Annotated in this window: 18 protein-coding genes, 1 tRNA gene, 3 rRNA genes and 1 pseudogene; 17 read left to right on the top strand and 6 right to left on the bottom strand. The window is 68.7% G+C overall.

The window, feature by feature from the left end:
• Window positions 1-97 precede the first annotated feature (97 nt).
• On the bottom strand, window positions 98-403 hold the full coding sequence (locus tag DWB77_RS12825; protein WP_120721396.1) for a zinc-ribbon domain-containing protein: 306 nt from the start codon (window positions 401-403) through the stop codon (window positions 98-100).
• A gap of 155 nt (window positions 404-558) precedes the next feature.
• Between DWB77_RS12825 and DWB77_RS12820 the strand changes: the two genes are divergently transcribed.
• Window positions 559-1,356, top strand: a complete 798-nt coding sequence (locus DWB77_RS12820) for an NERD domain-containing protein (RefSeq protein WP_120721395.1) — start codon at window positions 559-561, stop codon at window positions 1,354-1,356.
• Between the two features lie 31 nt (window positions 1,357-1,387).
• Here the strand turns inward: DWB77_RS12820 and DWB77_RS12815 are convergent, their stop codons facing one another.
• Both DWB77_RS12815 and ligD read right to left on the bottom strand, forming a co-directional pair.
• Window positions 1,388-2,305, bottom strand: coding sequence for an ATP-dependent DNA ligase (locus tag DWB77_RS12815; RefSeq protein WP_120721394.1), 918 nt, complete (start codon window positions 2,303-2,305; stop codon window positions 1,388-1,390).
• A complete protein-coding gene (gene ligD, locus DWB77_RS12810; RefSeq protein WP_120721393.1) occupies window positions 2,302-3,186 on the bottom strand; it encodes a non-homologous end-joining DNA ligase in 885 nt (294 codons plus the stop codon). Before ligD ends, DWB77_RS12815 begins: the two co-directional genes overlap by 4 nt.
• Window positions 3,187-3,245: 59 nt before the next feature.
• Here ligD and DWB77_RS12805 point away from each other — a divergent pair, with 59 nt between their 5' ends.
• Window positions 3,246-4,436, top strand: coding sequence for a Ku protein (locus DWB77_RS12805; RefSeq protein WP_120721392.1), 1,191 nt, complete (start codon window positions 3,246-3,248; stop codon window positions 4,434-4,436).
• Window positions 4,437-4,534: 98 nt separating this feature from the next.
• Window positions 4,535-5,617: a PP2C family protein-serine/threonine phosphatase gene (locus tag DWB77_RS12800; protein ID WP_120721391.1), complete on the top strand. Its 1,083-nt coding sequence runs from the start codon at window positions 4,535-4,537 to the stop codon at window positions 5,615-5,617.
• Between the two features lie 111 nt (window positions 5,618-5,728).
• On the opposite strand, the gene DWB77_RS12795 is transcribed toward DWB77_RS12800, so the two are convergent.
• Window positions 5,729-6,613: a pentapeptide repeat-containing protein gene (locus tag DWB77_RS12795; RefSeq protein ID WP_174248543.1), complete on the bottom strand. Its 885-nt coding sequence runs from the start codon at window positions 6,611-6,613 to the stop codon at window positions 5,729-5,731.
• 790 nt (window positions 6,614-7,403) lie between these two features.
• On the opposite strand from DWB77_RS12795, the gene DWB77_RS12785 reads away from it, so the two are divergent.
• The 3 genes from DWB77_RS12785 (at window position 7,404) to rrf (ending at window position 12,544) form a co-directional block, all read left to right on the top strand.
• Window positions 7,404-8,929: ribosomal RNA gene (locus DWB77_RS12785) — 16S ribosomal RNA — on the top strand.
• A 282-nt stretch (window positions 8,930-9,211) separates the two neighbouring features.
• Window positions 9,212-12,336, top strand: a 23S ribosomal RNA gene (locus DWB77_RS12780).
• Window positions 12,337-12,427: 91 nt separating this feature from the next.
• A 5S ribosomal RNA gene (gene rrf / locus DWB77_RS12775) occupies window positions 12,428-12,544 on the top strand.
• Together the 16S, 23S and 5S rRNA genes form the textbook arrangement of a ribosomal RNA operon.
• 140 nt (window positions 12,545-12,684) lie before the next feature.
• Here rrf and DWB77_RS12770 read toward each other — a convergent pair.
• Together DWB77_RS12770 and DWB77_RS12765 are read right to left on the bottom strand one after the other, a co-directional pair.
• Window positions 12,685-13,326: a hypothetical protein gene (locus DWB77_RS12770; RefSeq protein WP_246033513.1), complete on the bottom strand. Its 642-nt coding sequence runs from the start codon at window positions 13,324-13,326 to the stop codon at window positions 12,685-12,687.
• Between the two features lie 130 nt (window positions 13,327-13,456).
• Window positions 13,457-13,528: transfer RNA gene (locus DWB77_RS12765), tRNA-Arg, on the bottom strand.
• Window positions 13,529-13,694: 166 nt separating this feature from the next.
• Between DWB77_RS12765 and DWB77_RS12760 the strand changes: the two genes are divergently transcribed.
• The 11 genes and pseudogenes from DWB77_RS12760 (at window position 13,695) to prmC (ending at window position 26,952) form a co-directional block, all read left to right on the top strand.
• Window positions 13,695-14,120, top strand: a complete 426-nt coding sequence (locus tag DWB77_RS12760; protein ID WP_120721389.1) for a response regulator — start codon at window positions 13,695-13,697, stop codon at window positions 14,118-14,120.
• A gap of 103 nt (window positions 14,121-14,223) precedes the next feature.
• Complete coding sequence (gene nrtL / locus DWB77_RS12755; protein ID WP_246033512.1) at window positions 14,224-15,351, top strand: ArgS-related anticodon-binding protein NrtL; 1,128 nt, start codon at window positions 14,224-14,226, stop codon at window positions 15,349-15,351.
• A 67-nt stretch (window positions 15,352-15,418) separates the two neighbouring features.
• Entirely contained in the window at window positions 15,419-16,810 is a 1,392-nt protein-coding gene (lysA, locus tag DWB77_RS12750) for a diaminopimelate decarboxylase (protein ID WP_120721387.1), read from the top strand.
• A 98-nt stretch (window positions 16,811-16,908) separates the two neighbouring features.
• The gene (locus DWB77_RS12745; protein WP_162952523.1) at window positions 16,909-18,201 is read left to right on the top strand and encodes a homoserine dehydrogenase; all 1,293 of its coding nucleotides are present in this window, start codon (window positions 16,909-16,911) and stop codon (window positions 18,199-18,201) included.
• Window positions 18,202-18,207: 6 nt separating this feature from the next.
• Window positions 18,208-19,266 carry a threonine synthase gene (gene thrC, locus DWB77_RS12740; RefSeq protein WP_120721386.1) on the top strand — a complete coding sequence of 353 codons (1,059 nt, stop codon included), beginning with the start codon at window positions 18,208-18,210 and terminating at the stop codon, window positions 19,264-19,266.
• 278 nt (window positions 19,267-19,544) lie between these two features.
• Window positions 19,545-20,462 carry a homoserine kinase gene (gene thrB, locus DWB77_RS12735; RefSeq protein ID WP_120721385.1) on the top strand — a complete coding sequence of 306 codons (918 nt, stop codon included), beginning with the start codon at window positions 19,545-19,547 and terminating at the stop codon, window positions 20,460-20,462.
• 408 nt (window positions 20,463-20,870) lie between these two features.
• Window positions 20,871-22,981 (top strand): annotated as a pseudogene (rho, locus tag DWB77_RS12730) (transcription termination factor Rho).
• 347 nt (window positions 22,982-23,328) lie between these two features.
• A complete protein-coding gene (locus DWB77_RS12725) occupies window positions 23,329-24,441 on the top strand; it encodes an LCP family protein (RefSeq protein ID WP_120721384.1) in 1,113 nt (370 codons plus the stop codon).
• A 177-nt stretch (window positions 24,442-24,618) separates the two neighbouring features.
• Window positions 24,619-24,846: a 50S ribosomal protein L31 gene (rpmE, locus tag DWB77_RS12720; RefSeq protein ID WP_120721383.1), complete on the top strand. Its 228-nt coding sequence runs from the start codon at window positions 24,619-24,621 to the stop codon at window positions 24,844-24,846.
• Window positions 24,847-24,958: 112 nt separating this feature from the next.
• Window positions 24,959-26,038 (top strand): peptide chain release factor 1, encoded by a 1,080-nt coding sequence (gene prfA, locus DWB77_RS12715; RefSeq protein ID WP_120721382.1) that lies wholly within the window; start codon window positions 24,959-24,961, stop codon window positions 26,036-26,038.
• A 32-nt stretch (window positions 26,039-26,070) separates the two neighbouring features.
• The gene (gene prmC, locus DWB77_RS12710) at window positions 26,071-26,952 is read left to right on the top strand and encodes a peptide chain release factor N(5)-glutamine methyltransferase (protein ID WP_120721381.1); all 882 of its coding nucleotides are present in this window, start codon (window positions 26,071-26,073) and stop codon (window positions 26,950-26,952) included.
• Window positions 26,953-26,961: the final 9 nt, after the last annotated feature.

The following is a 26,961-nucleotide window of genomic DNA, read 5'->3' as shown; positions in this document are numbered from 1 at the left end:
AGCCCGGCGGCGCCCCCGCCTCCCGCGCCGGGGGGAACGGCCGCCGCACGCGAGCCGGCGACGCCGTCACCGCGCGCGGACCCCACCCGGACCGTGCTTACTGCTGGTACGGGTTCTGGCCCTGCATCTGGCCCGGCTGCGGCTGCTGGCCGTACGCCTGCTGCGGCGCCACCGGCTGCGCGAGGAGACCCTCGGCCTGCTCCTTGGTGATCTGCTGCTCAAGACCGCAGAACGTGCACTGCGTGCGGTACTTCGTCGAGAACGGGAACAGCGGAACGAAGAACAGCGTGAACTTGGTGACGTACTTGCGCAGCGAGTGCGCGGACGGATTGCCGCAGTTTCCGCACACCAGCGTGAGCATGGCGAGCTGATAGAGATAGCCGCGGCTGCCAAAGATGATCATTGAGTGGTTCCCCTCCCGGAATGCCTGGTCTGTCGTCGCGCGTAAGTGTCGTGGCCATGACCGTCCTGCGTCCATCGCGTTGTGACGACGCCCACACGACTTATTGCCCTCACGGGCACGGGCTGTTCCCATGGTCGGGGTGGGGTGATGGGGCTATGGCAGGACTGCGGGTCACACCGGTACACCGGCACGGACAGGCGCGACTGTACGTCAGCCTCCCGGACGGGCGCAGCGCCGCCTGGTACGACCGCGCCACCGGACGCGTCTCGCTGCTGCTCGACGACCACCGGGACGAGGTGCTCGCCGCGCTGCGCCCGTACGTCGTCGGGGAACTTCTCGTCGGCCCGCCGCCCGTGCCGACCCCCTCCGACCTGGCCCGGCTCGCGCTGCACCCCGACGACGACCTCGCACCCAACCGGCCGGGCGAGGCACTCCTGACCGAGCTTGAGCGGTACGGGAGCGCCCACCGCCTGCGGAGCGATCCGCGCCGCCGCGAACTCGCCGCGCAACAGGCCACCGGTGCCGCGCTCGACCGGCTCGACGGCGCGGGCTGGCGGGTGCTGCACTCGGTGCCGCTGCCCGCCGACGCCACCATCCACCACCTGCTCATCGGCCCCGCGGGCGCGCTCACCGTGCGCGCCCTGGACGCCCGGCGCCACCGGGTACGGATCGCCGACCCCCTGGTCGCGGTGGGCCGCGGGGCCCCGTCACCCCTGCTGCGCACCGCCCGCCACGACGCCGAACGCGCCTCCCTCGCCCTCGCGGCGGCAGTGCGCGCGGTCGTCGTCCTGGTCGGCGCCGCGCGGGTGGAACGCGGCCCGGCCCCCGATGTCAGTGTCCTGAGGGACACCGAGATCGCCGACCTCGGCCGGCTCGGCGGCGTCCTCAAACCGGCCGACGTGGAGTCCCTGTACTGGACCGCCCGGGACCGCAGGACCTGGCTGCGCGCCTGAACGCCCCTGGACCTGCCCCCCCCGCCCCGGCTCAGCCCCCGGCCTCCCCGCCCGCCTCGCGCAGCCGCAGCACCGTCGCCCCCGCGTGCCGCGTGGTCGCCCACTCCACCTCCGCGAGCAGCCCCGGGGCGACCGCCCGGTACGCCACCTCGCCGAGCCCCGCCGCCACCGCCGTGCCGCCCCCCTCGGCCGCGAGCGGCGCGAGCGCGCGGCCCGCCTCGGCGCGCAGGGCGGCCGGCAGCGGGCTCGACACCACCGGCACGTCGTCGCCGGGCAGCACCAGGACCAGCGCCGCCGGGCGGTTCGGACCGCCGGTGTGCCCGATGACCACCGCCTCCCGGGTGTCGGTGTGCCGCACCTTGCGCCAAGCGCGGTGCCCCGACCGGTACGGGCCGTTCAGACGCTTGGCGACAAGACCCTCGATCCCGCTCGCCGGCAGCGTCTCGTACCAGGTCAGCGCCGTCTCCACCGACGTGGTCATCGGCACCGCCTGGAGCGGCGGTCCCAGCGGGCCGAGCACCTCCACCAGGCGGGCCCGCCGCCGCTCGTACGGCTCGGCCCGCAGGTCCCGGCCCGCCTGCGCGAGCAGGTCGAAGGCGGCATACGAGGCGGGCAGACGGCGGGCCAGCAGGGGAGCGCGGGCCGGGGTCGCGGCGGCCCGGCGCTGCACCGCCGCGAAGTCGGTGCGCCCCTGCGTCCACACCACGACCTCCCCGTCCAGCACGGTGCCGGGCGCCAACTCCCTTGCCGCATCGGCCAGATCGGGGAAGGCGGCGGTGATGATCCGCCCCGACCGGGCCTGGAGCACCACCCGCTCCGCGGTCCGGAACACCACCATCCGGTGGCCGTCGAACTTCGGCTCGTACGCCCAGCCCGCCCCGCGCGGCAGCGTGGCCACCGCCTCCGCGAGGGCGACGGCGAGCGGCGGGCGCAGCGCCTCGGCACTCATGGCAGCCGACCCGCCCCCGCGGGGTCGAAGAGGGGCGCGAGCAGATCGCCGTCCCGCTCCAGACGGGGGGCGATGTCGGTGATCAGGAACGTCAGGTCGGCAGGGTCCGTACACGCCTCGACCTCCTCCCAGGACACCGGAGCCGACACCGTCGGACGGTCCTTGGCGCGCACCGTGTACGGCGTCGCCGTCGTCTTCGCGGCCGCGTTCTGGCTGAAGTCGACGAACACCTTCCCCGGCCGCAGCGCCTTCGCCATCTTGTGCGTGACCAGGCCCGCGAGCGCCGCCTCCGCCTCCCTGGCCAGCTTCTTCGCGTACGCCGAGACCTGCGCGGAGGGGGTCGGCTCCAGCGCAGAGAGCAGGTGCAGCCCCTTGGAACCCGACGTCTTGGCGTAAGCGCTCAGCCCGTCCGCCGCGAGCCGGTCCCGCAGCCACCGCGCCACCGCGCAGCACTCGACGATGCTCGCGGGCTCCCCAGGGTCGAGGTCGAGCACGAGCCGGTCGGCGAGACCCGGCGCCGCGGCCCGCCACTGCGGGGTGTGGAACTCCACCACCAGGTTCGCGGCCCACATCAAGGTGGCGAGGTCCGACACCACGACCTGGCGGGCCGCCTTGTCCTCGGTGCGCGGCACCTCGGCGGTCTTCACCCAGGTGGGGGTGGACGGCGGCGGATTCTTGGTGAAGAAGCGCTGGCCGCCCGGACCGTCGGGGAAGCGCAGGAACGACACGGGGCGATCGTCGAGCTGGGCCAGGAACGGGCCCGCGACCGAGGCGCAGTAGTGCAGCAGCTCGCCCTTGGTGGTGCTGGTGGCCGGGTACAGCACCTTGTCCAGATTCGACAGGGCCACCCGCCGCCCCTCCACCTCCGTGATCGGCGTCATACGATGAGAGTCCCACGAACCACACGAACCACACTCTTCGGGGGCGAAGAGGAGAAACCGTGCGCTCTATCTGGAACGGTGCGATTTCGTTCGGCCTGGTCAGCATTCCGATCAAGCTCGTCAACGCCACCGAGAACCACTCGATCTCGTTCCGCCAGATCCACACCGAGGACGGCGGCCGGGTCCGCTACCGCAAGGTGTGCGAGCTGGACGGCGAGGAGCTGAGCACCGACGAGATCGGCAAGGCATACGAGGACGCCGACGGCTCGATGATCCCCATCACCGACGCCGACCTGGCCTCGCTTCCGCTGCCCACCGCCAAGACGATCGAGATCGTCGCGTTCGTGCCGGCCGATTCGATCGACCCCCTCCAGATGGACGCCGCGTACTACCTCTCCGCCAACGGGGTGCCGGCCGCCAAGCCGTACACGCTGCTCCGCGAGGCCCTCAAGCGCAGTCGAAAGGTCGCCATCGCCAAATTCGCGCTGCGCGGGCGCGAGCGGCTCGGCATGCTCCGGGTGGTCGACGACGTGATCGCGATGCACGGGTTGCTCTGGCCCGACGAGATCCGGGCCTCCGACGATGCCGCCCCCGAGGCCGACGTGAGTGTCCGCGATGCCGAACTCGACCTGGCGGACGCCCTGATGGACACCCTCGGCGAGGTCGACATGGCGACGCTGCACGACGACTACCGGGCCGCCGTCGAGGAGCTCATCGCGGCGAAGGCGGACGGCACGGTCCCCGCGGCGGAACCCGCTCCCGCCGCCAAGGGCGGCAAGGTCATCGACCTGATGGCGGCCCTGGAGAACAGCGTCAAGGCCGCGAAGGCCGCCCGTGGCGAGGGAGACGGCGAGGGCGGCGGCCGGCAGGACGACGGCGAAGCGGACGGCGCCGAGGTCGCCGAGGTCACCGAGCTGAGCTCGCGCAAGGCGGCCTCGCGCAAGTCCGCACCGGCGAAGAAGTCGACGGCCGGGACCGCGGCGAAGAAGTCCTCGGAGCCCAAGTCGGCCCCGGCGAAATCCGCCCAGAGCAAGACCACGCAGAGCAAGACCACGAAGTCCGCACAATCCAAGACCGCACAATCCAAGACCGCGCAGGGCAAGAAGAGCACCGCCGGCAAGGCGACGACCGCCGCCAAGAAGTCCGCCGCGGCGACCCCCAAGTCCACCGGCGCGAAGAAGTCCACCTCCACCACCGCGAAGAAGACGGCCGCGAAGAAGACGACCCCGCGCAAGCGCGCCAGCGCCTGACGTCCGCGCGGGCGCGCGGCCTCGATTCGGTAACGGAAGGGTTGCGGCGCACCCCTGATGGCGAAATGGATGCCCAAGGGTGTGAAAGGGGTGCGGCCATGGTGCGAAGAACTGTCGAAGGCCACACCCGTACCGAGGCGCAGGCCGTCCCCGACATCCTCTGGGTGCTGCCGTACGCGGTGATGGGGCTGGTCGTCGTCGCCAACCTGATCGCCGGCCCCACCGTCGGACTGCTGCCGCTGGTCTCGCTCGGCCCCGCCTTCGCCGGCCTCGTCGGGGGCTGGCGGCGCACCGTCGTCGTCGGGCTGATCGCGCTGGCGGCCGGGGTCGGGCTCGGCATATACAGCCAACTCTTCGAGGAACGCCGGGGCTTCGCCTCCCTCGCCGCCGTCGCCGGGGTGACCGCGGTCGGCGTGGCCGGCAGCGTGATGCGCCAGCGCCGCGAGGCCGAACTCGCCGGCATGCGTTCCATCGCCGAGGTCGCCCAGCGCGTACTGCTGCGCCCGGTGCCGCGCAGCGCGGGCCATCTGCGCGCGGCGGTCTCGTACACCTCGGCGGTCGCGGAGGCCAGGATCGGCGGAGACCTGTACGAGGTGGTGTCCTCACCCGAAGGGGTACGGGTGATCATCGGGGACGTGCAGGGCAAGGGCCTCGAATCGGTGGAGACGGCGGCCGTCGTGCTGGGCGCGTTCCGGGAGGCGGCCCACGACGAACCGGACCTGAAGGGGGTGGGAGCGCGCATCGAAAGGGCGGCGGGCCGGGCCCTGGAGGGCGAGAAGTTCGTCACCGCGATCATCGCCGAACTCGACCCCGCGAACGGGGCGGTGTTCCTCAACTACGGCCATCCGCCGCCCCTGTTGGTACGGGCGGACGGCTCGGTGTCCTTCCCCGAACCCGACCAGTACGCCCTGCCGCTCGGCCTGGGCCTCGGCTCGGGGGAGGGCCCACGGCCCTTCCGGGTCGCCTTCGCCCCCGGCGACCAGCTCCTGCTCTACACCGACGGCGTGACCGAGGCCCGCGACCGCACAGGCGCCTTCTACCCCCTGGGCGCCCGCACCGTCTTCCTGAAGGACCCCGACCCGGAGGCCGCGCTGGAAGCCCTGAGACGCGACCTCATCCTCCACACGGAGGGCCCCCTGCACGACGACGCGGCGATGCTCCTGCTGCGCCATCGCGAGTAGCCCGGTTGCGGCGGGGGCTTGAGGGGTTCAGGGCCCTGAGGAGCTCAGGGCTCTGGTGGGCCCAGGGTCCGGGTGGGCTCAGGGTCCGGGTCGGCTCCCGGCCCCCGGGATTCACGAGCGCTCGCCGAGCCTGGCGACAACGGTGGCGATGAAGGCGTCGGCCTCGCTCTCGGTGATCTCCACGTGGTCAACCTCGTTGTGGCCGAGCAGATGGAGCCGGAGGTACTCGGTGGGCTCCCAGCGCAGGTTCCGGGTGAAGGCCTCGTCGTAGGAGACCCCGTCGAGAACCCGCCGCCGCACAACGCCCCTCGGGGCGGGACGCGGATGCCTCTCGTCGATCTTGGCGTAGTACGTGACGTCGGGGAAAGCAGGGTCGATCACCCGCACATCGGCGCCCCGGCCGCTCAGCCACACCTCCATCGCGCGGCCGCCGACCTCGCGCATCCGACCACCGCTGTCCACGGTCATCGGCCCGTACGCCGACCCCGCAAGACCCCGCACCACGGTGCGCTCGTCGACCAGCACCGCGAATGCGGTCTCCCGCATCGACGCTCCTGAGAGGTCGGCCCCCTGCATACGAGCGCCGCCCAGGGAGGCGCCGTCGAGCCGAGCCCCGCGCAACGAAACGTCCCGGAGATCGACGTCGTACAGCTCGGCGCTGCCCAGATCCGCACCGTCCAGCACGGCCCGCCGCAGCGACGCCCCGTCCAGTACGGCCTTGACGAGGCAGGCCCCGGTGAGGTCGGCGCCCTCCAGCACTACGCCTTCCATATGGCACCGGTAGAAGTCGGTGCCGATCAGCACGGCGTCCCGCAGTACGGCCCCGGCGAGCATGCCCGTGCCGAAATCGGCGCCGGAGAGGTCGGCGGAGCTCAGATCGAGCCCGGCGACGTCGAGCAGCGCGTCCGGCCGAGCGACCCAGGCGCGGAGCGCCGCCGCACCCTCCGGATCCTCCGGCAGGCCCCGAACGCTTCGCCGCTCACCGCGGTCACGCACGCGCCTTCATCTCCCTTGCGGTCGCCTTCACGGGCCGCACGGCCCATGTCCGTGTTGCCTACACGGCTCGTATGGCCTGCACGGGTCGTTGACCTGCACGGCTCGTAGGGTGCGTCTGGCCGGGGCCGGTCCGCCCATAGGGGGCGGGCGCAGCCAGGGGACCCGTCGTGTAATGTTCTCCGAGTTGTCGCGCAGCCGGGACGGTTCCGCGCCGACCATCCGCCGCAGAGATTTCTGCGGCACCCCCAACTCAGCACGACCCCCGGCCGGGGTGAATTCGGCATGCCGAATTCTCTTTATGGTCGGGCCGGAGACTCGATTACGAATCACCGGAAGGTTCCGCTAGAGTTCGGGACGTCGAAACGGCCCAACAGCCGGAAAGACAACCCGATTTCGACCGGGAATCAGGCCCGAAAGGATCTGATAGAGTCGGAGCCGCCGGAAAGGGAAACCCGAGAGGGAGAACCGGAAGGGCGCCGAGGAAATCGGACACGAAAGCGTCTGATAGAGTCGGGAACACGAAATACCGAAGGGAAGCGCCCGGAGGAAAGCCCGAGAGGGTGAGTACGAAGGAAGCGTCCGTTCCTTGAGAACTCAACAGCGTGCCAAAAGTCAACGCCAGATTGACAACCCCGTATCCACTCCGGTGGATCGAGGTTCCTTTGAAAAGTCCTGTCGGTCTTCGCGGTCGGCAGGCGATTACACAGCGAGGACGCTGTGGACGGGCCGCCTTATTCCGGTGGTTCCGTCCCGCTCTTACGTGATGTGTGCACCCGATTACGGGTAAACATTCATGGAGAGTTTGATCCTGGCTCAGGACGAACGCTGGCGGCGTGCTTAACACATGCAAGTCGAACGATGAAGCCCTTCGGGGTGGATTAGTGGCGAACGGGTGAGTAACACGTGGGCAATCTGCCCTTCACTCTGGGACAAGCCCTGGAAACGGGGTCTAATACCGGATAACACTCCTCAGGGCATCTTGAGGGGTTAAAAGCTCCGGCGGTGAAGGATGAGCCCGCGGCCTATCAGCTTGTTGGTGGGGTAATGGCCTACCAAGGCGACGACGGGTAGCCGGCCTGAGAGGGCGACCGGCCACACTGGGACTGAGACACGGCCCAGACTCCTACGGGAGGCAGCAGTGGGGAATATTGCACAATGGGCGAAAGCCTGATGCAGCGACGCCGCGTGAGGGATGACGGCCTTCGGGTTGTAAACCTCTTTCAGCAGGGAAGAAGCGAAAGTGACGGTACCTGCAGAAGAAGCGCCGGCTAACTACGTGCCAGCAGCCGCGGTAATACGTAGGGCGCAAGCGTTGTCCGGAATTATTGGGCGTAAAGAGCTCGTAGGCGGCTTGTCACGTCGGATGTGAAAGCCCGGGGCTTAACCCCGGGTCTGCATTCGATACGGGCTAGCTAGAGTGTGGTAGGGGAGATCGGAATTCCTGGTGTAGCGGTGAAATGCGCAGATATCAGGAGGAACACCGGTGGCGAAGGCGGATCTCTGGGCCATTACTGACGCTGAGGAGCGAAAGCGTGGGGAGCGAACAGGATTAGATACCCTGGTAGTCCACGCCGTAAACGTTGGGAACTAGGTGTTGGCGACATTCCACGTCGTCGGTGCCGCAGCTAACGCATTAAGTTCCCCGCCTGGGGAGTACGGCCGCAAGGCTAAAACTCAAAGGAATTGACGGGGGCCCGCACAAGCAGCGGAGCATGTGGCTTAATTCGACGCAACGCGAAGAACCTTACCAAGGCTTGACATATACCGGAAACGGCTAGAGATAGTCGCCCCCTTGTGGTCGGTATACAGGTGGTGCATGGCTGTCGTCAGCTCGTGTCGTGAGATGTTGGGTTAAGTCCCGCAACGAGCGCAACCCTTGTTCTGTGTTGCCAGCATGCCCTTCGGGGTGATGGGGACTCACAGGAGACTGCCGGGGTCAACTCGGAGGAAGGTGGGGACGACGTCAAGTCATCATGCCCCTTATGTCTTGGGCTGCACACGTGCTACAATGGCCGGTACAAAGAGCTGCGATGCCGCGAGGCGGAGCGAATCTCAAAAAGCCGGTCTCAGTTCGGATTGGGGTCTGCAACTCGACCCCATGAAGTCGGAGTTGCTAGTAATCGCAGATCAGCATTGCTGCGGTGAATACGTTCCCGGGCCTTGTACACACCGCCCGTCACGTCACGAAAGTCGGTAACACCCGAAGCCGGTGGCCCAACCCCTTGTGGGAGGGAGCTGTCGAAGGTGGGACTGGCGATTGGGACGAAGTCGTAACAAGGTAGCCGTACCGGAAGGTGCGGCTGGATCACCTCCTTTCTAAGGAGCACAGCACCGTCTGTAGACAAATGTTCTACACGGTCAGCTCATGGGTGGAACGTTGACTATTCGGCACCAGTTGGTTCGGTGGGTTTGCGAGTACTGCTTCGGCGTGGAAAGCGAACACATCAACTGGCTGGGCCGGGCACGCTGTTGGGTGTCTGAAGGTACGGCCGATAAGGCTGCCTTCAGTGCCGGCCCCAGTGAACTCGAACCGGTTGGTTCGGGGTGGTGGGTGGCTGGTCGTTGTTTGAGAACTGCACAGTGGACGCGAGCATCTGTGGCCAAGTTTTTAAGGGCGCACGGTGGATGCCTTGGCACCAGGAACCGATGAAGGACGTGGGAGGCCACGATAGTCCCCGGGGAGCCGTCAACCAGGCTTTGATCCGGGGGTTTCCGAATGGGGAAACCCGGCAGTCGTCATGGGCTGTCACCCATACCTGAACACATAGGGTATGTGGAGGGAACGAGGGGAAGTGAAACATCTCAGTACCCTCAGGAAGAGAAAACAACCGTGATTCCGGGAGTAGTGGCGAGCGAAACCGGATGAGGCCAAACCGTATGCGTGTGATACCCGGCAGGGGTTGCGCATGCGGGGTTGTGGGATCTCTCTTTCACAGTCTGCCGGCTGTGAGGCGAGTCAGAAACCGTTGGTGTAGGCGAAGGACATGCGAAAGGTCCGGCGTAGAGGGTAAGACCCCCGTAGCTGAAACATCAACGGCTCGTTTGAGAGACACCCAAGTAGCACGGGGCCCGAGAAATCCCGTGTGAATCTGGCGGGACCACCCGCTAAGCCTAAATATTCCCTGGTGACCGATAGCGGATAGTACCGTGAGGGAATGGTGAAAAGTACCGCGGGAGCGGAGTGAAATAGTACCTGAAACCGTGTGCCTACAAGCCGTGGGAGCGTCGCTGTATGTGCTTGCACATGCAGTCGTGACTGCGTGCCTTTTGAAGAATGAGCCTGCGAGTTAGCGGTGTGTAGCGAGGTTAACCCGTGTGGGGAAGCCGTAGCGAAAGCGAGTCCGAACAGGGCGATTGAGTTGCACGCTCTAGACCCGAAGCGGAGTGATCTAGCCATGGGCAGGTTGAAGCGGCTGTAAGAGGTCGTGGAGGACCGAACCCACCAGGGTTGAAAACCTGGGGGATGACCTGTGGTTAGGGGTGAAAGGCCAATCAAACTCCGTGATAGCTGGTTCTCCCCGAAATGCATTTAGGTGCAGCGTCGTGTGTTTCTTGCCGGAGGTAGAGCACTGGATAGGCGATGGGCCCTACCGGGTTACTGACCTTAGCCAAACTCCGAATGCCGGTAAGTGAGAGCGCGGCAGTGAGACTGTGGGGGATAAGCTCCATGGTCGAGAGGGAAACAGCCCAGAGCATCGACTAAGGCCCCTAAGCGTACGCTAAGTGGGAAAGGATGTGGAGTCGCAGAGACAACCAGGAGGTTGGCTTAGAAGCAGCCACCCTTGAAAGAGTGCGTAATAGCTCACTGGTCAAGTGATTCCGCGCCGACAATGTAGCGGGGCTCAAGCGTACCGCCGAAGTCGTGTCATTCCAGCACATACCCCCAACGGGGGCTGGGATGGGTAGGGGAGCGTCGTGTGCCGGGTGAAGCCGCAGCGGAAGCTAGTGGTGGACGGTTCACGAGTGAGAATGCAGGCATGAGTAGCGATACACACGTGAGAAACGTGTGCGCCGATTGACTAAGGGTTCCTGGGTCAAGCTGATCTGCCCAGGGTAAGTCGGGACCTAAGGCGAGGCCGACAGGCGTAGTCGATGGACAACCGGTTGATATTCCGGTACCCGCTTTGAAACGCCCAATATCGAGCCCATTAATGCTAAGGCCGTGAAGCCGCCCTGATCTCTTCGGAGTTGAGGGGAGTGGTGGAGCCGCTGACCCAAGGTGGTAGTAGGTAAGCGATGGGGTGACGCAGGAAGGTAGTCCAGCCCGGGCGGTGGTTGTCCCGGGGTAAGGGTGTAGGACGTTGTCTAGGCAAATCCGGACAACACATAGTCTGAGACCTGATGCCGAGCCGATTGTGGTGAAGTGGATGATCCTATGCTGTCGAGAAAAGCCTCTAGCGAGTTTCATGGCGGCCCGTACCCTAAACCGACTCAGGTGGTCAGGTAGAGAATACCGAGGCGTTCGGGTGAACTATGGTTAAGGAACTCGGCAAAATGCCCCCGTAACTTCGGGAGAAGGGGGGCCATCACTGGTGATCCGATTTACTCGGTGAGCTGGGGGTGGCCGCAGAGACCAGCGAGAAGCGACTGTTTACTAAAAACACAGGTCCGTGCGAAGCCGTAAGGCGATGTATACGGACTGACGCCTGCCCGGTGCTGGAACGTTAAGGGGACCGGTTAGTCACATTTCGGTGTGGCGAAGCTGAGAACTTAAGCGCCAGTAAACGGCGGTGGTAACTATAACCATCCTAAGGTAGCGAAATTCCTTGTCGGGTAAGTTCCGACCTGCACGAATGGCGTAACGACTTCTCGACTGTCTCAACCATAGGCCCGGTGAAATTGCACTACGAGTAAAGATGCTCGTTTCGCGCAGCAGGACGGAAAGACCCCGGGACCTTTACTACAGTTTGATATTGGTGTTCGGTTCGGCTTGTGTAGGATAGGTGGGAGACTTTGAAGCGGCCACGCCAGTGGTTGTGGAGTCGTCGTTGAAATACCACTCTGGTCGTGCTGGATGTCTAACCTCGGTCCGTGATCCGGATCAGGGACAGTGTCTGATGGGTAGTTTAACTGGGGCGGTTGCCTCCTAAAGAGTAACGGAGGCGCCCAAAGGTTCCCTCAGCCTGGTTGGCAATCAGGTGTTGAGTGTAAGTGCACAAGGGAGCTTGACTGTGAGACCGACGGGTCGAGCAGGGACGAAAGTCGGGACTAGTGATCCGGCGGTGGCTTGTGGAAGCGCCGTCGCTCAACGGATAAAAGGTACCCCGGGGATAACAGGCTGATCTTCCCCAAGAGTCCATATCGACGGGATGGTTTGGCACCTCGATGTCGGCTCGTCGCATCCTGGGGCTGGAGTCGGTCCCAAGGGTTGGGCTGTTCGCCCATTAAAGCGGTACGCGAGCTGGGTTTAGAACGTCGTGAGACAGTTCGGTCCCTATCCGCTGCGCGCGCAGGAACATTGAGAAGGGCTGTCCCTAGTACGAGAGGACCGGGACGGACGAACCTCTGGTGTGCCAGTTGTCCTGCCAAGGGCATGGCTGGTTGGCTACGTTCGGAAAGGATAACCGCTGAAAGCATCTAAGCGGGAAGCCTGCTTCGAGATGAGTGTTCCCACCTCCTTGAGAGGGTAAGGCTCCCAGTAGACGACTGGGTTGATAGGCCAGATGTGGAAGCCCGGTAACGGGTGGAGCTGACTGGTACTAATAGGCCGAGGGCTTGTCCTCAGTTGCTCGCGTCCACTGTGTTTGTTCTGAAGCAATGAACTCCCGCATGCCCTGATGGGGTGTGTGCCGGTTGAGTTCAACTTCATAGTGTTTCGGTGGTCATAGCGTTAGGGAAACGCCCGGTTACATTCCGAACCCGGAAGCTAAGCCTTTCAGCGCCGATGGTACTTCAGGGGGGACCCTGTGGGAGAGTAGGACGCCGCCGAACAAATTTTGGGGAAAGCTCCGCACCAGACCGTAGAAATACGGTCACGGTGCGGGGCTTTTTCGCGTCCACGTCCGCGTCCACGTTCGCCTTCACGTTCCCGCGTCGCAACCGCGCAAGGCGCTTGCGCGCTCGTATTCGTATCAGGCGGATCCGCCGGCCCTGGCGGCCCGGGCCCGTTCCGAGGCGAGGAGGCGCTCCAGGTGTCTTCGCTCGCTGTCGAGGGTCGCGAGCTCCTGGGCGCGGGTCTGTTCGAAGCGGGGTTGGGGCTCGACGCCGAGGTCATGCCGCAGGGCCACCCGCAGCAGGTACACGCCGTCGGACAGCGGGCTGTCGAACCACGTCCTTGCGCGCCGGTACGCCTCGTCCTGGTCGGGGCCGGACGGCAGCTGCTTGACCACGGTGTATCCGACGCCCAGCGCCCTGTTGAGGGTGGAGGCCACTTCCAGTACGTCCTTCGGCAGCGCCAACTGCGCCTGGGAGTACTCCTCCGCCCATGCCTCCTTTGCGGCGTCCAGGATCATCGGGTCCACGGACTCGCCCCGCTCCGAGGCGTGGACGGCGTCTCTGGCGGCGACCCGGTAGGCGCGAGCCGTGGTGTTGAGGCGTGCGTAGAGATCGCGTCTGTCCTGCTGTATCCGGTCCGTGCGCTCCTCGGCTCGCTGGCGGTCCGCGCGTTCGTTCTGCGTGCGGTTGGCGCGTTCGCCGAGCACCGCGCCCCCCAGGGTTCCGCCCAGCGTGCCCACGACGCCTATGGCCGCGGCGACAAGCGTGCTCACATCCATGACGCCCCCCAACTCGCCCACGGAGTCAGCGGTTTCACCTGCTCCGTGAAGTGTCCACCCGTACAAAGAAAAAGACCCCGACCTCAGCGGGTTGGCTGATGGCGGGGTCTTTTCGGCACCTTCTTCAAGGTGCCCCCGGCAGGATTCGAACCTGCGCACACGGCTCCGGAGGCCGTTGCTCTATCCCCTGAGCTACGGGGGCGTGCGCCGCGTTCGGCGGCGACGGGTAGAACCCTACCAGCTCTGTCGGGGTGGCTGTGAACAGGTATTTCGGTCCCTCCGGAAGCCCGCTTCCCCCGCGCGGGGTGGAAGTGGGGAAAACCCGGACGCGGCGCCCTCCTCGGACCTAACCTCGAAGTGTGTCAGGCGTGTCCGGTCGGGTCCTTGTGGTGGACGACAACAAGGTCATCCGGCAGTTGATCAGGGTCAACCTCGAGCTGGAGGGCTTCGAGGTCGTGACCGCGGCCGATGGTGCCGAATGCCTGGAGGTCGTGCACCAGGTCAGCCCCGACGTGGTCACGCTCGACGTGGTCATGCCCCGGCTCGACGGACTGCGTACGGCGGCCCGGTTGCGTTCGGACCCGAGGACCAGCGCCCTGCCCCTCGCCATCATCAGCGCCTGTACCCAGTACGAGGTGGAGACCGGGCTCGCCTCCGGGGTCGACGCCTTCCTCGCGAAGCCGTTCGAGCCCGCGGAACTGGTCAGAGTCGTCCGGCAACTGCTGCACCGGGAGGTTCCGCCGTCTAGCGACGGCAGCAGGGAGTCCGGGCGGGCCGGCAGCACCCGGGGCTGACCCCGCCCCCTCAGGCGCCCGCCCCCTCAGGCGCCCGCCCCCCTCTGCCCGTATGGCGAAACCGGTTCGCGGAGGTACCCCCCCTCTCCCATACGCTGGTCACGTGACCCCCGCAGAGCTCTCCCGTACCGTCGCGCACGTCGTGCGTGGCGCGGTCGACGAGGGCGCTCTGGGACCCGTCGGTGACGTGGTGCCCGCGGCCGTCAAGGTCGAGCGGCCCCGCCCCGGCGGCGCCGGCGACTACGCCAGCGGGATCGCCCTCCAGCTCGCGTCCGCGGCCGGGCTGCCTCCCCGTCAGGTGGCCGAGGTGCTGCGCCGGCGGATCGCCGACCGCCCCGGAATCGCCTCCGTCGAGATCAGCGGGCCCGGGTTCCTCAACATCACCCTCGACCGTGACGCCCAGTACGACGTCGTACGCCGGATCCTTCGATCGGCCGGTGCGCACCCCACTACTTCCGTGACCCCCGCGACTTCCGCGGCCCCCGTGACTTCCGTGACGGTGACCACGGCGACGACGGTGACGGCCGAGTCCTCCACGGTGACGTCCGCAGACCTCGCCTCCACCCCCTACGGACACAGCGACGCCCTCCGCGGCCAGGTCCACGACTTCGTCGAGGCGATGGACGAGCGGGGGCGGATCGTCACCGAGGTCGTGGTGCGGCTGCTCAGGGCCCAGGGCGCGGTCGCGCGCGTCGTCCCGGCGGGGGCTGCGGCCGGGGGCGGGCGGACGCTTGCCGTTGTTCCGTGTCCCATGCCCGGGCTCGCCGAGCTGGTCGGGGCCGACGCGGCTCGCTGGGCCATGCTCCGGGCCGCGCGGCACGACCGGCCGCGTACCGACGTCGAGGAGCTGCTCGCCCAGCGCGAGAGCAACGCGCTGTTCCGGGTGCGGTACGCGTACTCCCGCAGCCGCGCCCTCACCCGCAACGCCCTGGAGTTGGGGTTCCGCTCCGAGGCCGGGCCCGTGCCCGCGGGGGATGCGCTGCTCGGGGCGGTGTGCGACTACCCGGCCGTGCTCGACGGCGCCGCCCGGCACCGGGCGCCCGACCGGCTGGCGCGGCACCTCGAAGTCGTCGCCGACGAACTGCTGCGCCACCAGCACACGGTGCTGCCGCTCGGTGACGAGAAACCCTCGGCCGCCCACCGCTCCCGGCTGGCCCTCGCCGAGGCCGCCGGAACGGTGCTGGCCGGCGGCCTGTCCCTGCTCGGCATCGACGCCCCCGAACTTCTGTGACATGCGGCGACCCACTCCGTCAGCCGCCGTCATGACCGCAGACGCGTAAGAGAAAGACGTACCGAACATGAGCCGATCCGCGCACCCCGCCGGCCCCCGCCACGCCGACGTGCTGACCGAGGGGCACTACTCCGCGCCGCCCGCCGACCTCAACCGGCTCGACCCGAAGGTCTGGTCGAGGACCGTGGAGCGCAGCGGGGACGGCGAGCTGACCGTCGGCGGGCTCGAAGTGTCGCGGCTGGCCGAAGAGTTCGGCACCCCGGCCTACTTCCTCGACGAGGCCGACTTCCGCTCCCGGTGCCGTGCCTGGGCCGGGGCCTTCGGCCCGGACGCCGACGTGTTCTACGCGGGGAAGGCCTTCCTGTCGCGGGCCGTCGTGCGCTGGCTGCACGAGGAGGGGCTCAACCTCGACGTCTGCTCCGGCACCGAACTCGCCACCGCCCTCGACGCCGGGATGCCCGCCGAGCGCATCGCCTTCCACGGCAACAACAAGAGCGAGGCCGAGATCCGGCGGGCCGTCGAGGCCGGGGTCGGACGGATCGTGCTGGACTCCTTCCAGGAGATCGTGCGCGTCGCGCACATCGCCCGGGAGCTGGGCACCGTACAGAAGGCCTTCATCCGGGTCACCGTCGGCGTCGAGGCGCACACCCACGAGTTCATCGCCACCGCGCACGAGGACCAGAAGTTCGGCATCGCCCTCGCCGACGGCCAGGCCGCCGAGGCGGTACGCCGCGCCCTCAAGCTCGACGGGCTCGAACTGATCGGCATCCACTCCCACATCGGCTCGCAGATCTTCGACATGGCGGGCTTCGAGGTGTCCGCGCGCCGTGTCGTCCAGCTCCTCGCCGAGGTGCGCGACGAGCACGGCGTCGAGCTGCCCGAGATCGACCTCGGCGGCGGGCTCGGCATCGCGTACACCTCCGACGACGACCCGGCCGAGCCGCACGAGATCGCCAAGGCGCTCACCGAGATCGTCACACGCGAGTGCGACGCGGCCGGACTGCGCGTGCCCCGCATCTCCGTCGAGCCGGGCCGCGCCATCGTCGGGCCGACCGCCTTCACGCTGTACGAGGTCGGCACGATCAAGCCGCTCGAAGGGCTGCGGACGTACGTGAGCGTGGACGGCGGCATGTCCGACAACATCCGCACCGCGCTGTACGACGCGGAGTACTCGGTCTCGCTCGTCTCGCGCACCTCCGCCGCCGAGCCGATGCTGGTCAGGGTGGTCGGCAAGCACTGCGAGAGCGGTGACATCGTGGTCCGTGACGCGTTCCTGCCCGCCGACCTCGCGCCCGGCGACCTGATCGCGGTGCCGGCCACCGGCGCGTACTGCCGCTCCATGGCGAGCAATTACAACCACGCGCTCCGTCCGCCGGTCGTCGCCGTACGGGACGGCTCGGCCCGGGTGATCGTCCGGCGGGAGACGGAGGAAGATCTCCTGCGTCTCGACGTCGGGTAGATGAAATAGTTGTCTCAGGATCCGGACCGAGGGCAGAAACCCCGGTCCGGTGAGTGAGACTGGTTCGCATTCCAGGTTTGAAGAGGAAACGAGGTCGGATGATGCGTACGCGTCCGCTGAAGGTGGCGCTGCTGGGCTGTGGAGTGGTCGGCTCAGAGGTGGCGCGCATCATGACGACGCACGCCGACGACCTCGCGGCGCGCATCGGCGCCCCCGTGGAGCTCGCCGGGGTCGCCGTCCGCCGACCCTCCAAGGTGCGTGAGGGCATCGACCCCGCCCTGGTCACCACGGACGCCACCGCCCTCGTCAAACGCGGCGACATCGACGTCGTCGTCGAGGTCATCGGCGGCATCGAGCCCGCCCGGGCGCTGATCACCACCGCCTTCGAGCACGGCGCCTCCGTCGTCTCCGCGAACAAGGCGCTGCTCGCCCAGGACGGCGCGGCCCTGCACGCCGCCGCCGTCGAGCACGGCCGGGACCTGTACTACGAGGCCGCCGTCGCCGGCGCCATCCCGCTGATCCGCCCGCTGCGCGAGTCGCTGGCCGGCGACAAGGTCAACCGGGTGCTCGGCATCGTCAACGGGACCACCAACTTCATCCTCGACAAGATGGACTCGACGGGCGCCGGCTACCAGGAGGCCCTCGACGAGGCCACCGCGCTGGGCTACGCCGAGGCCGACCCGACCGCCGACGTCGAGGGCTTCGACGCCGCCGCCAAGGCCGCCATCCTCGCGGGGATCGCCTTCCACACCCGGGTCCGCCTCGACGACGTGTACCGCGAGGGCATGACCGAGGTGACCTCCGCCGACTTCGCCTCGGCGCGCCAGATGGGCTGCACCATCAAGCTGCTCGCGATCTGCGAGCGGGCCGCGGACAACGGCTCCGTGACCGCCCGGGTGCACCCCGCGATGATCCCGCTCGACCACCCGCTGGCCTCCGTGCGGGGCGCGTACAACGCGGTGTTCGTCGAGGCCGAGGCCGCCGGTCAGCTGATGTTCTACGGGCCGGGCGCGGGCGGCGCGCCGACCGCCTCCGCCGTCCTCGGGGACCTCGTCGCGGTCTGCCGCAACAAGCTCGCCGGATCGACCGGCCCCGGCGACTCGGCGTACACCAGGCTGCCGGTGAGCCCCATGGGCGATGTCGTCACCCGCTACCACATCAGCCTCGACGTGGCCGACAAGCCGGGTGTGCTCGCCCAGGTCGCGACGGTCTTCGCCGAGCACGGGGTGTCCATCGACACCGTGCGGCAGTCCGGCAAGGACGGCGAGGCCTCCCTCGTCGTCGTCACCCACCGCGCGGCCGACGCGGCCCTCACCGGGACCGTGGACGCCCTGCGCAAGCTCGACACCGTGCGCGGTGTCGCCAGCATCATGCGTGTTGAAGGGGAGTAACCAGCAATGACCCACCAGTGGCGCGGAATCATCGAGGAGTACCGGGACCGGCTCCCCGTCTCCGCTACGACGCCGGTCGTCAGCCTCCGCGAGGGCGGCACTCCGCTCGTACCCGCGCAGGTGCTCTCCGAGCGCACGGGCTGCGAGGTCCACCTCAAGGTCGAGGGTGCCAACCCGACCGGGTCCTTCAAGGACCGCGGCATGACGATGGCGATCACCCGGGCCAAGGAGGAGGGCGCCAAGGCGGTCATCTGCGCCTCCACCGGCAACACCTCCGCCTCGGCCGCCGCCTACGCGGTGCGGGCCGGCATGGTGTGCGCGGTCCTCGTGCCGCAGGGCAAGATCGCGCTGGGCAAGATGGGCCAGGCGCTCATCCACGGCGCCAAGATCCTCCAGGTCGACGGCAACTTCGACGACTGCCTGACGCTGGCGCGCTCGCTGTCCGACAACTACCCGGTGGCGCTGGTCAATTCGGTCAACCCGGTGCGCATCGAGGGCCAGAAGACCGCCGCGTTCGAGATCGTGGACGCGCTGGGCGACGCCCCCGACATCCACGTCCTGCCCGTGGGCAACGCCGGCAACATCACGGCGTACTGGAAGGGCTACAGCGAGTACGCCGCCGACGGCGTCTCGACGCACCGCCCGCGCATGTGGGGCTTCCAGGCCTCCGGTTCGGCGCCGATCGTGCGCGGGGAGGTCGTCAAGGACCCCTCGACGATCGCCACCGCGATCCGCATCGGCAACCCGGCCTCGTGGCAGTTCGCGCTGGCCGCGCGGGACGAATCCGGCGGTTTCATCGACGAAGTGACGGACCGTGAGATCCTCCGCGCCTACCGGCTGCTCGCCTCGCAGGAGGGCGTCTTCGTTGAGCCCGCCTCCGCGGCCTCGGTGGCAGGACTGCTCAAGGCCGCCGAGCGCGGCCTCGTCGACCCCGGCCAGAAGATCGTCTGCACGGTGACCGGAAACGGCCTCAAGGACCCCGACTGGGCCGTCGCCGGAGCCCCGCAGCCCGTCACCGTCCCGGTGGACGCGGCCGCCGCCGCCGAGCGCCTCGGTCTCGCGTAACGGACCCCCGCTCGGCGCGTACGCGCCCCGCCCCGGTGGGACGCGTACGTAAAGCAGGACAAGCCCGCACGTAGGGGCACAGGGGGCTCGCGACACGCATCGTGCGCCTCCTGTGCGCCCTATGTCGCCACAGAACCTTCCTTCGATAGGCTGTACCCAACCCGCCCCGCCGCATATGCCGTGGTGCAGTCGCCCACGTGGCCCTCGGGTGTTTTGTACGTCTTCGAAAACCTCGCAGCAGACCCCCAGCAGCAGCCTCACAAGGAGTCATCAGAGCGATGGCCGGTCCCGCATTCCGCGCCGCCGCCGTACGGGTGCGCGTCCCCGCCACCAGTGCCAACCTCGGCCCGGGCTTCGACTCCCTGGGCCTGTCACTGGGGCTCTACGACGACGTGGTCGTCCGCGTCGCCGACTCCGGCCTGGGCATCGACATCGCGGGCGAGGGCGCGGACACGCTGCCCCGCGACGAGAGCCACCTGCTCGTACGGTCCCTGCGCACCGCGTTCGACCTGCTCGGCGGGCAGCCGCGCGGTCTTGAGGTCGTGTGCGCCAACCGCATCCCGCACGGCCGCGGCCTCGGCTCCTCCTCCGCCGCCATCTGTGCCGGCATCGTCGCCGCGCGCGCCGTGACCATAGGCGGCGACGCCCGCCTCGACGACGCGGCCCTCCTTGAGCTCGCTACCGAGATCGAGGGCCACCCCGACAACGTGGCCGCCTGTCTGCTCGGCGGGTTCACGCTCTCCTGGATGGACGGCGGCTCCGCCCGCGCGATCCGTATGGACCCGGCGGACTCCGTCGTTCCGGTGGTCTTCGTGCCCGGCAAGGCGGTCCTGACGGAGACGGCCCGCGGGCTGCTCCCGCGCACGGTCCCGCACGTCGACGCTGCGGCCAACGCCGGCCGGGCGGCCCTGCTCGTGGAGGCCCTGACCAGGCGCCCCGAGCTGCTGCTCGCCGCCACCGAGGACCGGCTCCACCAGGAGTACCGCGCACCGGCCATGCCGGAGAGCGCGGCGCTGGTCAACCGGCTGCGCGCGGACGGCGTTCCCGCGGTCATCTCCGGCGCGGGGCCCACGGTGCTCGCGCTGGTCGAGGACGGTGCGGCCGACAAGGTGGCACGCCTCGCGGGGGAGGGGTGGGCCGCCAACCGGCTCGGCCTCGACGCCGCGGGTGCGAGCGTCCTGCCGCTCGGGTCGTAGACGGGCGCGGCCTCGCGGGAAGCACGGCTTGCCGGTGAACGAGAGGGGGAATGTTTGTTGGATCCGGTAGTGTTAACCTCAAGTCTGCATCGGTCGTCTTCGTGGCGCGGTGCTTCGTGTCCCCTTCAGGGACCGCCTTTCTTCCGAGAGCCTCCCCAACTGCCTGCGCAGCCTGCCTGAGCAGTTTCGAGCACGCTCCGGAACCGGCACGACACCCCACGCTTTTTCCCGGCAGGGGCCGAGCAGGGGGATCTCGGGCCGGAACCCACGCACTTTGTCTCTCCGCCGTACGCGGCGGACCACCGCCCCGGCACGATCAGTGGTCGAGAAGATCACGGGACGCAGCCGGACAGCACAACCGGTCGCCGAGCCAGACAGGCCGACGTCCGCTCCAGGGAAGGACCCTTCGTGAGCGACACCACCGATCTGATGGGCGTGACTGCCGACAGCTCTGTCGACACCCCCGCGCCCGCCGCAGGTGCTGCCTCCGGCACCACCTCACGGCGCCGCCGCTCCGGCACCGGCCTCGACGGCATGGTCCTGGCCGAGTTGCAGCAGGTCGCGTCCGGCCTCGGCATCAGGGGCACCGCGCGCATGCGCAAGAGCCAGCTGATCGAGGTCATCAAGGAGGCGCAGGCCGGAGGCGGCTCCTCCGCCCCGGCCAAGAGCGCCGCGCCCGACGCCGAGGCCAAGCCGAAGCGCCGCGCCACTTCCAAGGCCCGTACGGGTGAGGAGGCCGCCGCGCCCGCCGCCGAGAAGCAGGCCGCGCAGCAGCAGATCGACATCCCCGGCCAGCCTTCCCCAAGGTGTCCGACCAGGCCGCGGGCGACGACCAGCCCACGGGCGAGCGTCGCCGCCGCCGTGCCACCGCGCCGTCCGGCAGCCCCGAGTCCGCCGCGGTCGAGACCGTCACCAAGACGGAGGCCAAGGCCGAGGTCAAGACCGAGGGCCAGCAGCCCGAGGGCAAGGCCACCGAAGCGGTCGACACCGCCGAGGGCCGCCGGGAGCGCCGCGACCGCGGTGAGCGCGGTGAGCGCGGCGAGCGCGGCGAGCGCCGGGACCGCCAGCGCGGTGACCGGGGCGAGCGCCAGGGCCAGGACCGTGGCGAGCGCCAGGGTCAGGGCCAGGACCGCGGTGACCGTGGTGAGCGCCAGGAGCGCGGGGAGCGCCGCGGCAAGGGCGACGACCAGCAGGGCGGCCAGCGCCAGCAGCGTCAGGGCGGCCAGCAGGGCCAGCAGCAGAACAACAACAACGGCCCGCAGGACGACTTCGACGACGCGGACGGCCGTCGTGGCCGTCGCGGCCGCTACCGCGACCGCCGTGGCCGCCGCGGTGGCCGCGAGGAGTTCGGCGCGGAGCCCCAGGTCGCCGACGACGACGTCCTGATCCCCGTCGCGGGCATCCTGGACATCCTCGACAACTACGCGTTCATCCGGACCTCCGGCTACCTGCCGGGCCCGAACGACGTGTACGTCTCGCTGGCCCAGGTCCGCAAGAACGGTCTGCGCAAGGGTGACCACGTCACCGGCGCCGTCCGCCAGCCCAAGGACGGCGAGCGCCGCGAGAAGTTCAACGCCCTGGTGCGTCTGGACTCCTCCAACGGCATGGCGGCCGACTCGGGCCGCGGTCGCCCGGAGTTCAACAAGCTGACCCCGCTCTACCCCCAGGACCGGCTCCGTCTGGAGACCGACCCGGGCATCCTGACCACGCGGATCATCGACCTCGTGTCGCCGATCGGCAAGGGCCAGCGAGGCCTGATCGTGGCCCCGCCGAAGACCGGCAAGACCATGATCATGCAGGCGGTCGCCAACGCGATCACCCACAACAACCCCGAGTGCCACCTGATGGTCGTCCTGGTGGACGAGCGTCCGGAAGAGGTCACCGACATGCAGCGGTCGGTGAAGGGCGAGGTCATCTCCTCGACCTTCGACCGTCCCGCCGAGGACCACACCACCGTCGCCGAGCTGGCCATCGAGCGCGCCAAGCGTCTCGTCGAGCTCGGTCACGACGTGGTCGTGCTGCTCGACTCGATCACCCGCCTGGGCCGTGCGTACAACCTGGCGGCCCCGGCCTCCGGCCGCATCCTGTCCGGTGGTGTCGACTCGACGGCGCTCTACCCGCCGAAGCGCTTCTTCGGTGCGGCGCGCAACATCGAGGACGGCGGCTCGCTGACCATCCTCGCCACCGCGCTCGTGGAGACCGGCTCGCGCATGGACGAGGTGATCTTCGAGGAGTTCAAGGGCACCGGCAACATGGAGCTCAAGCTCGACCGCAAGCTCGCCGACAAGCGCATCTTCCCGGCGGTGGACGTGGACGCGTCCGGCACCCGCAAGGAAGAGATCCTGCTCGGCAGCGACGAGCTCGCGGTCGTCTGGAAGCTGCGCCGGGTGCTGCACGCCCTCGACCAGCAGCAGGCCATCGAGCTGCTCCTGGACAAGATGAAGCAGACGAAGTCGAACGCCGAGTTCCTGCTCCAGATCCAGAAGACGACGCCGGGGCCGGGCAACGGCAACGACTAGCAACTCCGGTTCCAGCAGGGCCACTTGAGAGCGCCCCCGACACTTCGGTGCCGGGGGCGCTCTCGTGCGTGCGGGCCCCGAGGTGTCCGGGTACGCGCTGAGGCGTATGCCACACGCCTCCCGGCCGCCCGGCCCCCGCCGGCAACCGGTGGCCTCCGCGAAGCCGCAGGTGAGAGCGGTGGGAGGCGGGCCGGGTCGGGCGCGGGCCCCGCATCGCTGCTCTTAGAGCGTTCTTAGAACCCTGTGCAACCCTTCTTGGTGCTTCGACCGTCTGACAAGTGTCGACAATCCGTGCCCGCACGCCGGGGCAGGGAGTCATCGGAGGCGCACCGGGAACCGAGGAGACCATGGCCGAGCAGGACACACGCACCAGCCGAATACGCGGGGCGGGCAAGCGCCGCAAGCAGCCCAGCACGCGCCGCCGCGCCGTGCGGATCGCCGCCTGGAGCGCGGCCGGCGTGGTGCTCGCCGGCGGGGCCGGCCTCGGCTATGTGTACTTCCAGCTCAACGGCAACCTCAAGGGCGTCGACATCAACGCCCGGCTCGGCACCGACCGCCCCCAGAACGTCGACAACGGCTCGATGGACATCCTGGTCCTCGGCTCGGACTCGCGGGCCGGCGCCAACAAGGAGTACGGCGAGGACGAGGGCGGCGCCCGCTCCGACACCGCGATGGTCGTCCACGTCTACCAGGGCCACAAGACCGCCAGCGTCGTCTCCATCCCGCGCGACGCCCTGATCACCCGCCCCTCCTGCACCACGCAGGACGGCAGCAGGACCGACCCCGGCGCCGAGCGCCAGATGTTCAACACGGCGTACGAGGTCGGCGGCCCGGCCTGTGCCGTCAAGACCGTCGAGCAGATGTCCGGCATCCGCATGGACCACTACCTCGAGGTCGACTTCACCGGCTTCAAGAAGCTCATCGACGAGCTCGGCGGGGTGCCCGTCACCACCAACAAGCCGATCAAGGACACCAAGAGCCACCTCGACCTGCCGGCCGGCCGGCACACCCTCGACGGGGAGAGGGCGCTCGGCCTGGTCCGGACCCGGCACGGCGTGGTCGGTGACGGCAGCGACCTCGGCCGCATCCAGCTCCAGCAGGCCTTCATCAAGGCGCTGATCGGCCAGGTCAGAAGCGTCGGCGTGCTCAGCAACCCGACCAAGCTGTACGGGCTCGCCAACGCCGCCACCAAGGCGATCACCACCGACACCGAGCTGAACTCGGTCAACTCGCTGATCGGGTTCGCCGACGGCCTCAAGGGCCTGGACGCCGCCCACGTCAAGATGATCACGCTGCCGGTGCAGTACGACAAGCGCGACCCCAACCGCGTCAGCCCGCTGCCCGCACAGTCGCGGCAGGTCTGGGACGCCCTGTCCAAGGACCAGCCCATCCCGGCGTCCGCGACCGCCGGCTCGGCGGGCGACAAGGGCACCGCGGGCGGCTACGTCGCCGGTCAGTAGGGCCGCGCCCGCCGAACCCGGGGGTGGCGACGGCTCCGGGCCGGGTTGGGAATAGATGCGGGCGTACCCCGGTTTTGGGAGATACGGCCAGTCCTGGCAGACTGGTACGTCGGCCCCGGTTCACGTATGCGCAATCCGCGCCTGCGACCCGGAGCCCTCCCGAACCTAGGAGACACCTTGAAGCGCGACATCCACCCCGAGTACGTCGAGACCCAGGTCAGCTGCACCTGTGGCGCGGCTTTCACCACCCGCAGCACGATCGGCGGCGGCACCATCCGCGCCGAAATCTGCTCCGAGTGCCACCCGTTCTACACGGGCAAGCAGAAGATCATGGACACCGGCGGCCGCGTGGCCCGCTTCGAGGCCCGCTTCGGCAAGGCCGCTGCCGGCTCCGCCCAGAAGTAGCGAGCCAACTGCGCCGGTCCGTGGCGCCTCCTTCCCGGGGGCGCCGCGACCGGCGCTTTGCCGTCCAGGCCGTCCAGTTCTACTTCTTCGTCTGACATCCCAGGAGCCACCGATGTTCGAAGCGGTCGAGGATCTGATCGGCGAGCACGCCGACCTCGAGGCGAAGCTCGCCGACCCTTCGGTCCACGCCGACCAGGCCAACGCACGCAAGCTGAGCAAGCGCTACGCCGAGCTGACGCCGATCGTCGGGACCTACCGCGCCTGGAAGCAGACGGGCGAGGACATCGAGACGGGCCGTGAGTACGCGGCCGACGACCCCGACTTCGCCGCCGAGGTCAAGGAACTGATCGCGCAGCGCGAGCAGCTCACCGAGAAGCTCCGTCTGCTCCTGGTCCCGCGCGACCCCAGCGACGACAAGGACGTACTCCTGGAGATCAAGGCGGGTGCGGGCGGCGACGAGTCGGCCCTGTTCGCCGGCGACCTCCTGCGCATGTATCTGCGCTACGCCGAGCGGGTCGGCTGGAAGACCGAGATCATCGACTCCACCGAGTCCGACCAGGGCGGCTACAAGGACGTCCAGGTCGCCGTGAAGACCAAGGGCGGCCAGGGCGCGACCGAGCCCGGCCAGGGCGTCTGGGCGCGGCTGAAGTACGAGGGCGGTGTGCACCGCGTGCAGCGCGTGCCCGCGACCGAGTCGCAGGGCCGCATCCACACCTCCGCCGCCGGCGTGCTGGTCACGCCCGAGGCCGAGGAGGTCGACGTCGAGATCAACATGAACGACCTGCGCATCGACGTGTACCGCTCCTCCGGCCCCGGCGGCCAGTCCGTCAACACCACCGACTCCGCCGTGCGCATCACGCACGTCCCGACCGGTGTCGTCGCCTCCTGCCAGAACGAGAAGAGCCAGCTCCAGAACAAGGAGCAGGCCATGCGCATCCTGCGCTCGCGGCTGCTCGCCGCGGCCCAGGAGAAGGCCGAGGCCGAGGCCGCCGACGCCCGCCGCAGCCAGGTGCGCACCGTCGACCGCTCCGAGAAGATCCGGACGTACAACTTCCCGGAAAACCGCATCTCGGACCACCGGGTCGGCTTCAAGGCGTACAACTTGGACCAGGTCCTCGACGGCGACCTGGACGCGATGATCCAGGCCTGCGTCGACGCGGACTCCGCCGCCAAGCTCGCGGCCGCCCAGTAATCACACCCCCGTACGACTGCCGGAGGACCAGCGTGCAGCAAAACACTGGGGGGCGCCCCCCAGGCCCCCGAAGCGTGCTGCTTGCCGAGGTGGCGCAGGCCACCCAGCGGCTGGCCGACGCCGGCGTGCCCTCACCGCGCTTCGACGCGGAGGAGCTCGCCGCGCACATCCACGGCGTGAAGCGGGGAGAGCTGCACAACGTCAAGGACGTCGACTTCGACGCCCGCTACTGGGAGGCGATCGCCCGCCGCGAGGCCCGCGAACCGCTCCAGCACATCACCGGCCGCGCCTTCTTCCGCTACCTCGAACTCCACGTCGGGCCAGGGGTGTTCGTGCCCCGCCCGGAGACCGAGTCGGTGGTCGGCTGGGCCATAGACGCCGTCCGCGCGATGGACGTCGTCGAACCGCTCATCGTCGACCTGTGCACCGGCTCGGGCGCCATCGCGCTCGCCATGGCGCAGGAGGTCCCCCGCTCGCGCGTGCACGCCGTCGAACTCTCCGAGGACGCCTTGGCGTGGACGCGGAAGAACGTCGAGGGGTCCCGCGTCGTTCTCCACCAGGGCGACGCGCTCACCGCGCTGCCCGAGCTGGACGGCCAGGTCGACCTGGTCATCTCCAACCCGCCGTACATCCCGCTCACCGAGTGGGAGTACGTCGCCCCCGAGGCGCGCGACCACGACCCCGAGCTCGCGCTGTTCTCCGGCGAGGACGGCCTCGACACCATCCGGGGCATCGAACGCACCGCGCACCGCCTCCTGCGGCCCGGCGGGCTCGTCGTCATCGAGCACGCCGACACCCAGGGCGGCCAAGTGCCGTGGATCTTCAACGAGGAGCAGGGATGGGCGGACGCGGCCGACCACCCCGACCTCAACAACCGCCCCCGCTTCGCCACGGCCCGCAAGGCCACACCGTGATCCGCGTGA

It is taken from the genome of Streptomyces hundungensis (assembly GCF_003627815.1).
Classification (GTDB): Bacteria; Actinomycetota; Actinomycetes; order Streptomycetales; family Streptomycetaceae; genus Streptomyces; species Streptomyces hundungensis_A.
The sequence above is the reverse complement of the archived record's forward strand: the minus strand, read 5'-3'. Positions and strand labels throughout refer to the sequence as shown.

Coding starts and splice junctions, on each gene's coding strand:
- DWB77_RS12825 (WP_120721396.1), bottom strand. CDS start 403: ATGATCATCTTTGGCAGCCGCGGCTATCTCTATCAGCTCGCCATGCTC.
- DWB77_RS12820 (WP_120721395.1), top strand. CDS start 559: ATGGCAGGACTGCGGGTCACACCGGTACACCGGCACGGACAGGCGCGA.
- DWB77_RS12815 (WP_120721394.1), bottom strand. CDS start 2,305: ATGAGTGCCGAGGCGCTGCGCCCGCCGCTCGCCGTCGCCCTCGCGGAG.
- ligD (WP_120721393.1), bottom strand. CDS start 3,186: ATGACGCCGATCACGGAGGTGGAGGGGCGGCGGGTGGCCCTGTCGAAT.
- DWB77_RS12800 (WP_120721391.1), top strand. CDS start 4,535: ATGGTGCGAAGAACTGTCGAAGGCCACACCCGTACCGAGGCGCAGGCC.
- DWB77_RS12770 (WP_246033513.1), bottom strand. CDS start 13,326: ATGGATGTGAGCACGCTTGTCGCCGCGGCCATAGGCGTCGTGGGCACG.
- lysA (WP_120721387.1), top strand. CDS start 15,419: ATGAGCCGATCCGCGCACCCCGCCGGCCCCCGCCACGCCGACGTGCTG.
- DWB77_RS12745 (WP_162952523.1), top strand. CDS start 16,909: ATGATGCGTACGCGTCCGCTGAAGGTGGCGCTGCTGGGCTGTGGAGTG.
- thrC (WP_120721386.1), top strand. CDS start 18,208: ATGACCCACCAGTGGCGCGGAATCATCGAGGAGTACCGGGACCGGCTC.
- thrB (WP_120721385.1), top strand. CDS start 19,545: ATGGCCGGTCCCGCATTCCGCGCCGCCGCCGTACGGGTGCGCGTCCCC.
- DWB77_RS12725 (WP_120721384.1), top strand. CDS start 23,329: ATGGCCGAGCAGGACACACGCACCAGCCGAATACGCGGGGCGGGCAAG.
- prfA (WP_120721382.1), top strand. CDS start 24,959: ATGTTCGAAGCGGTCGAGGATCTGATCGGCGAGCACGCCGACCTCGAG.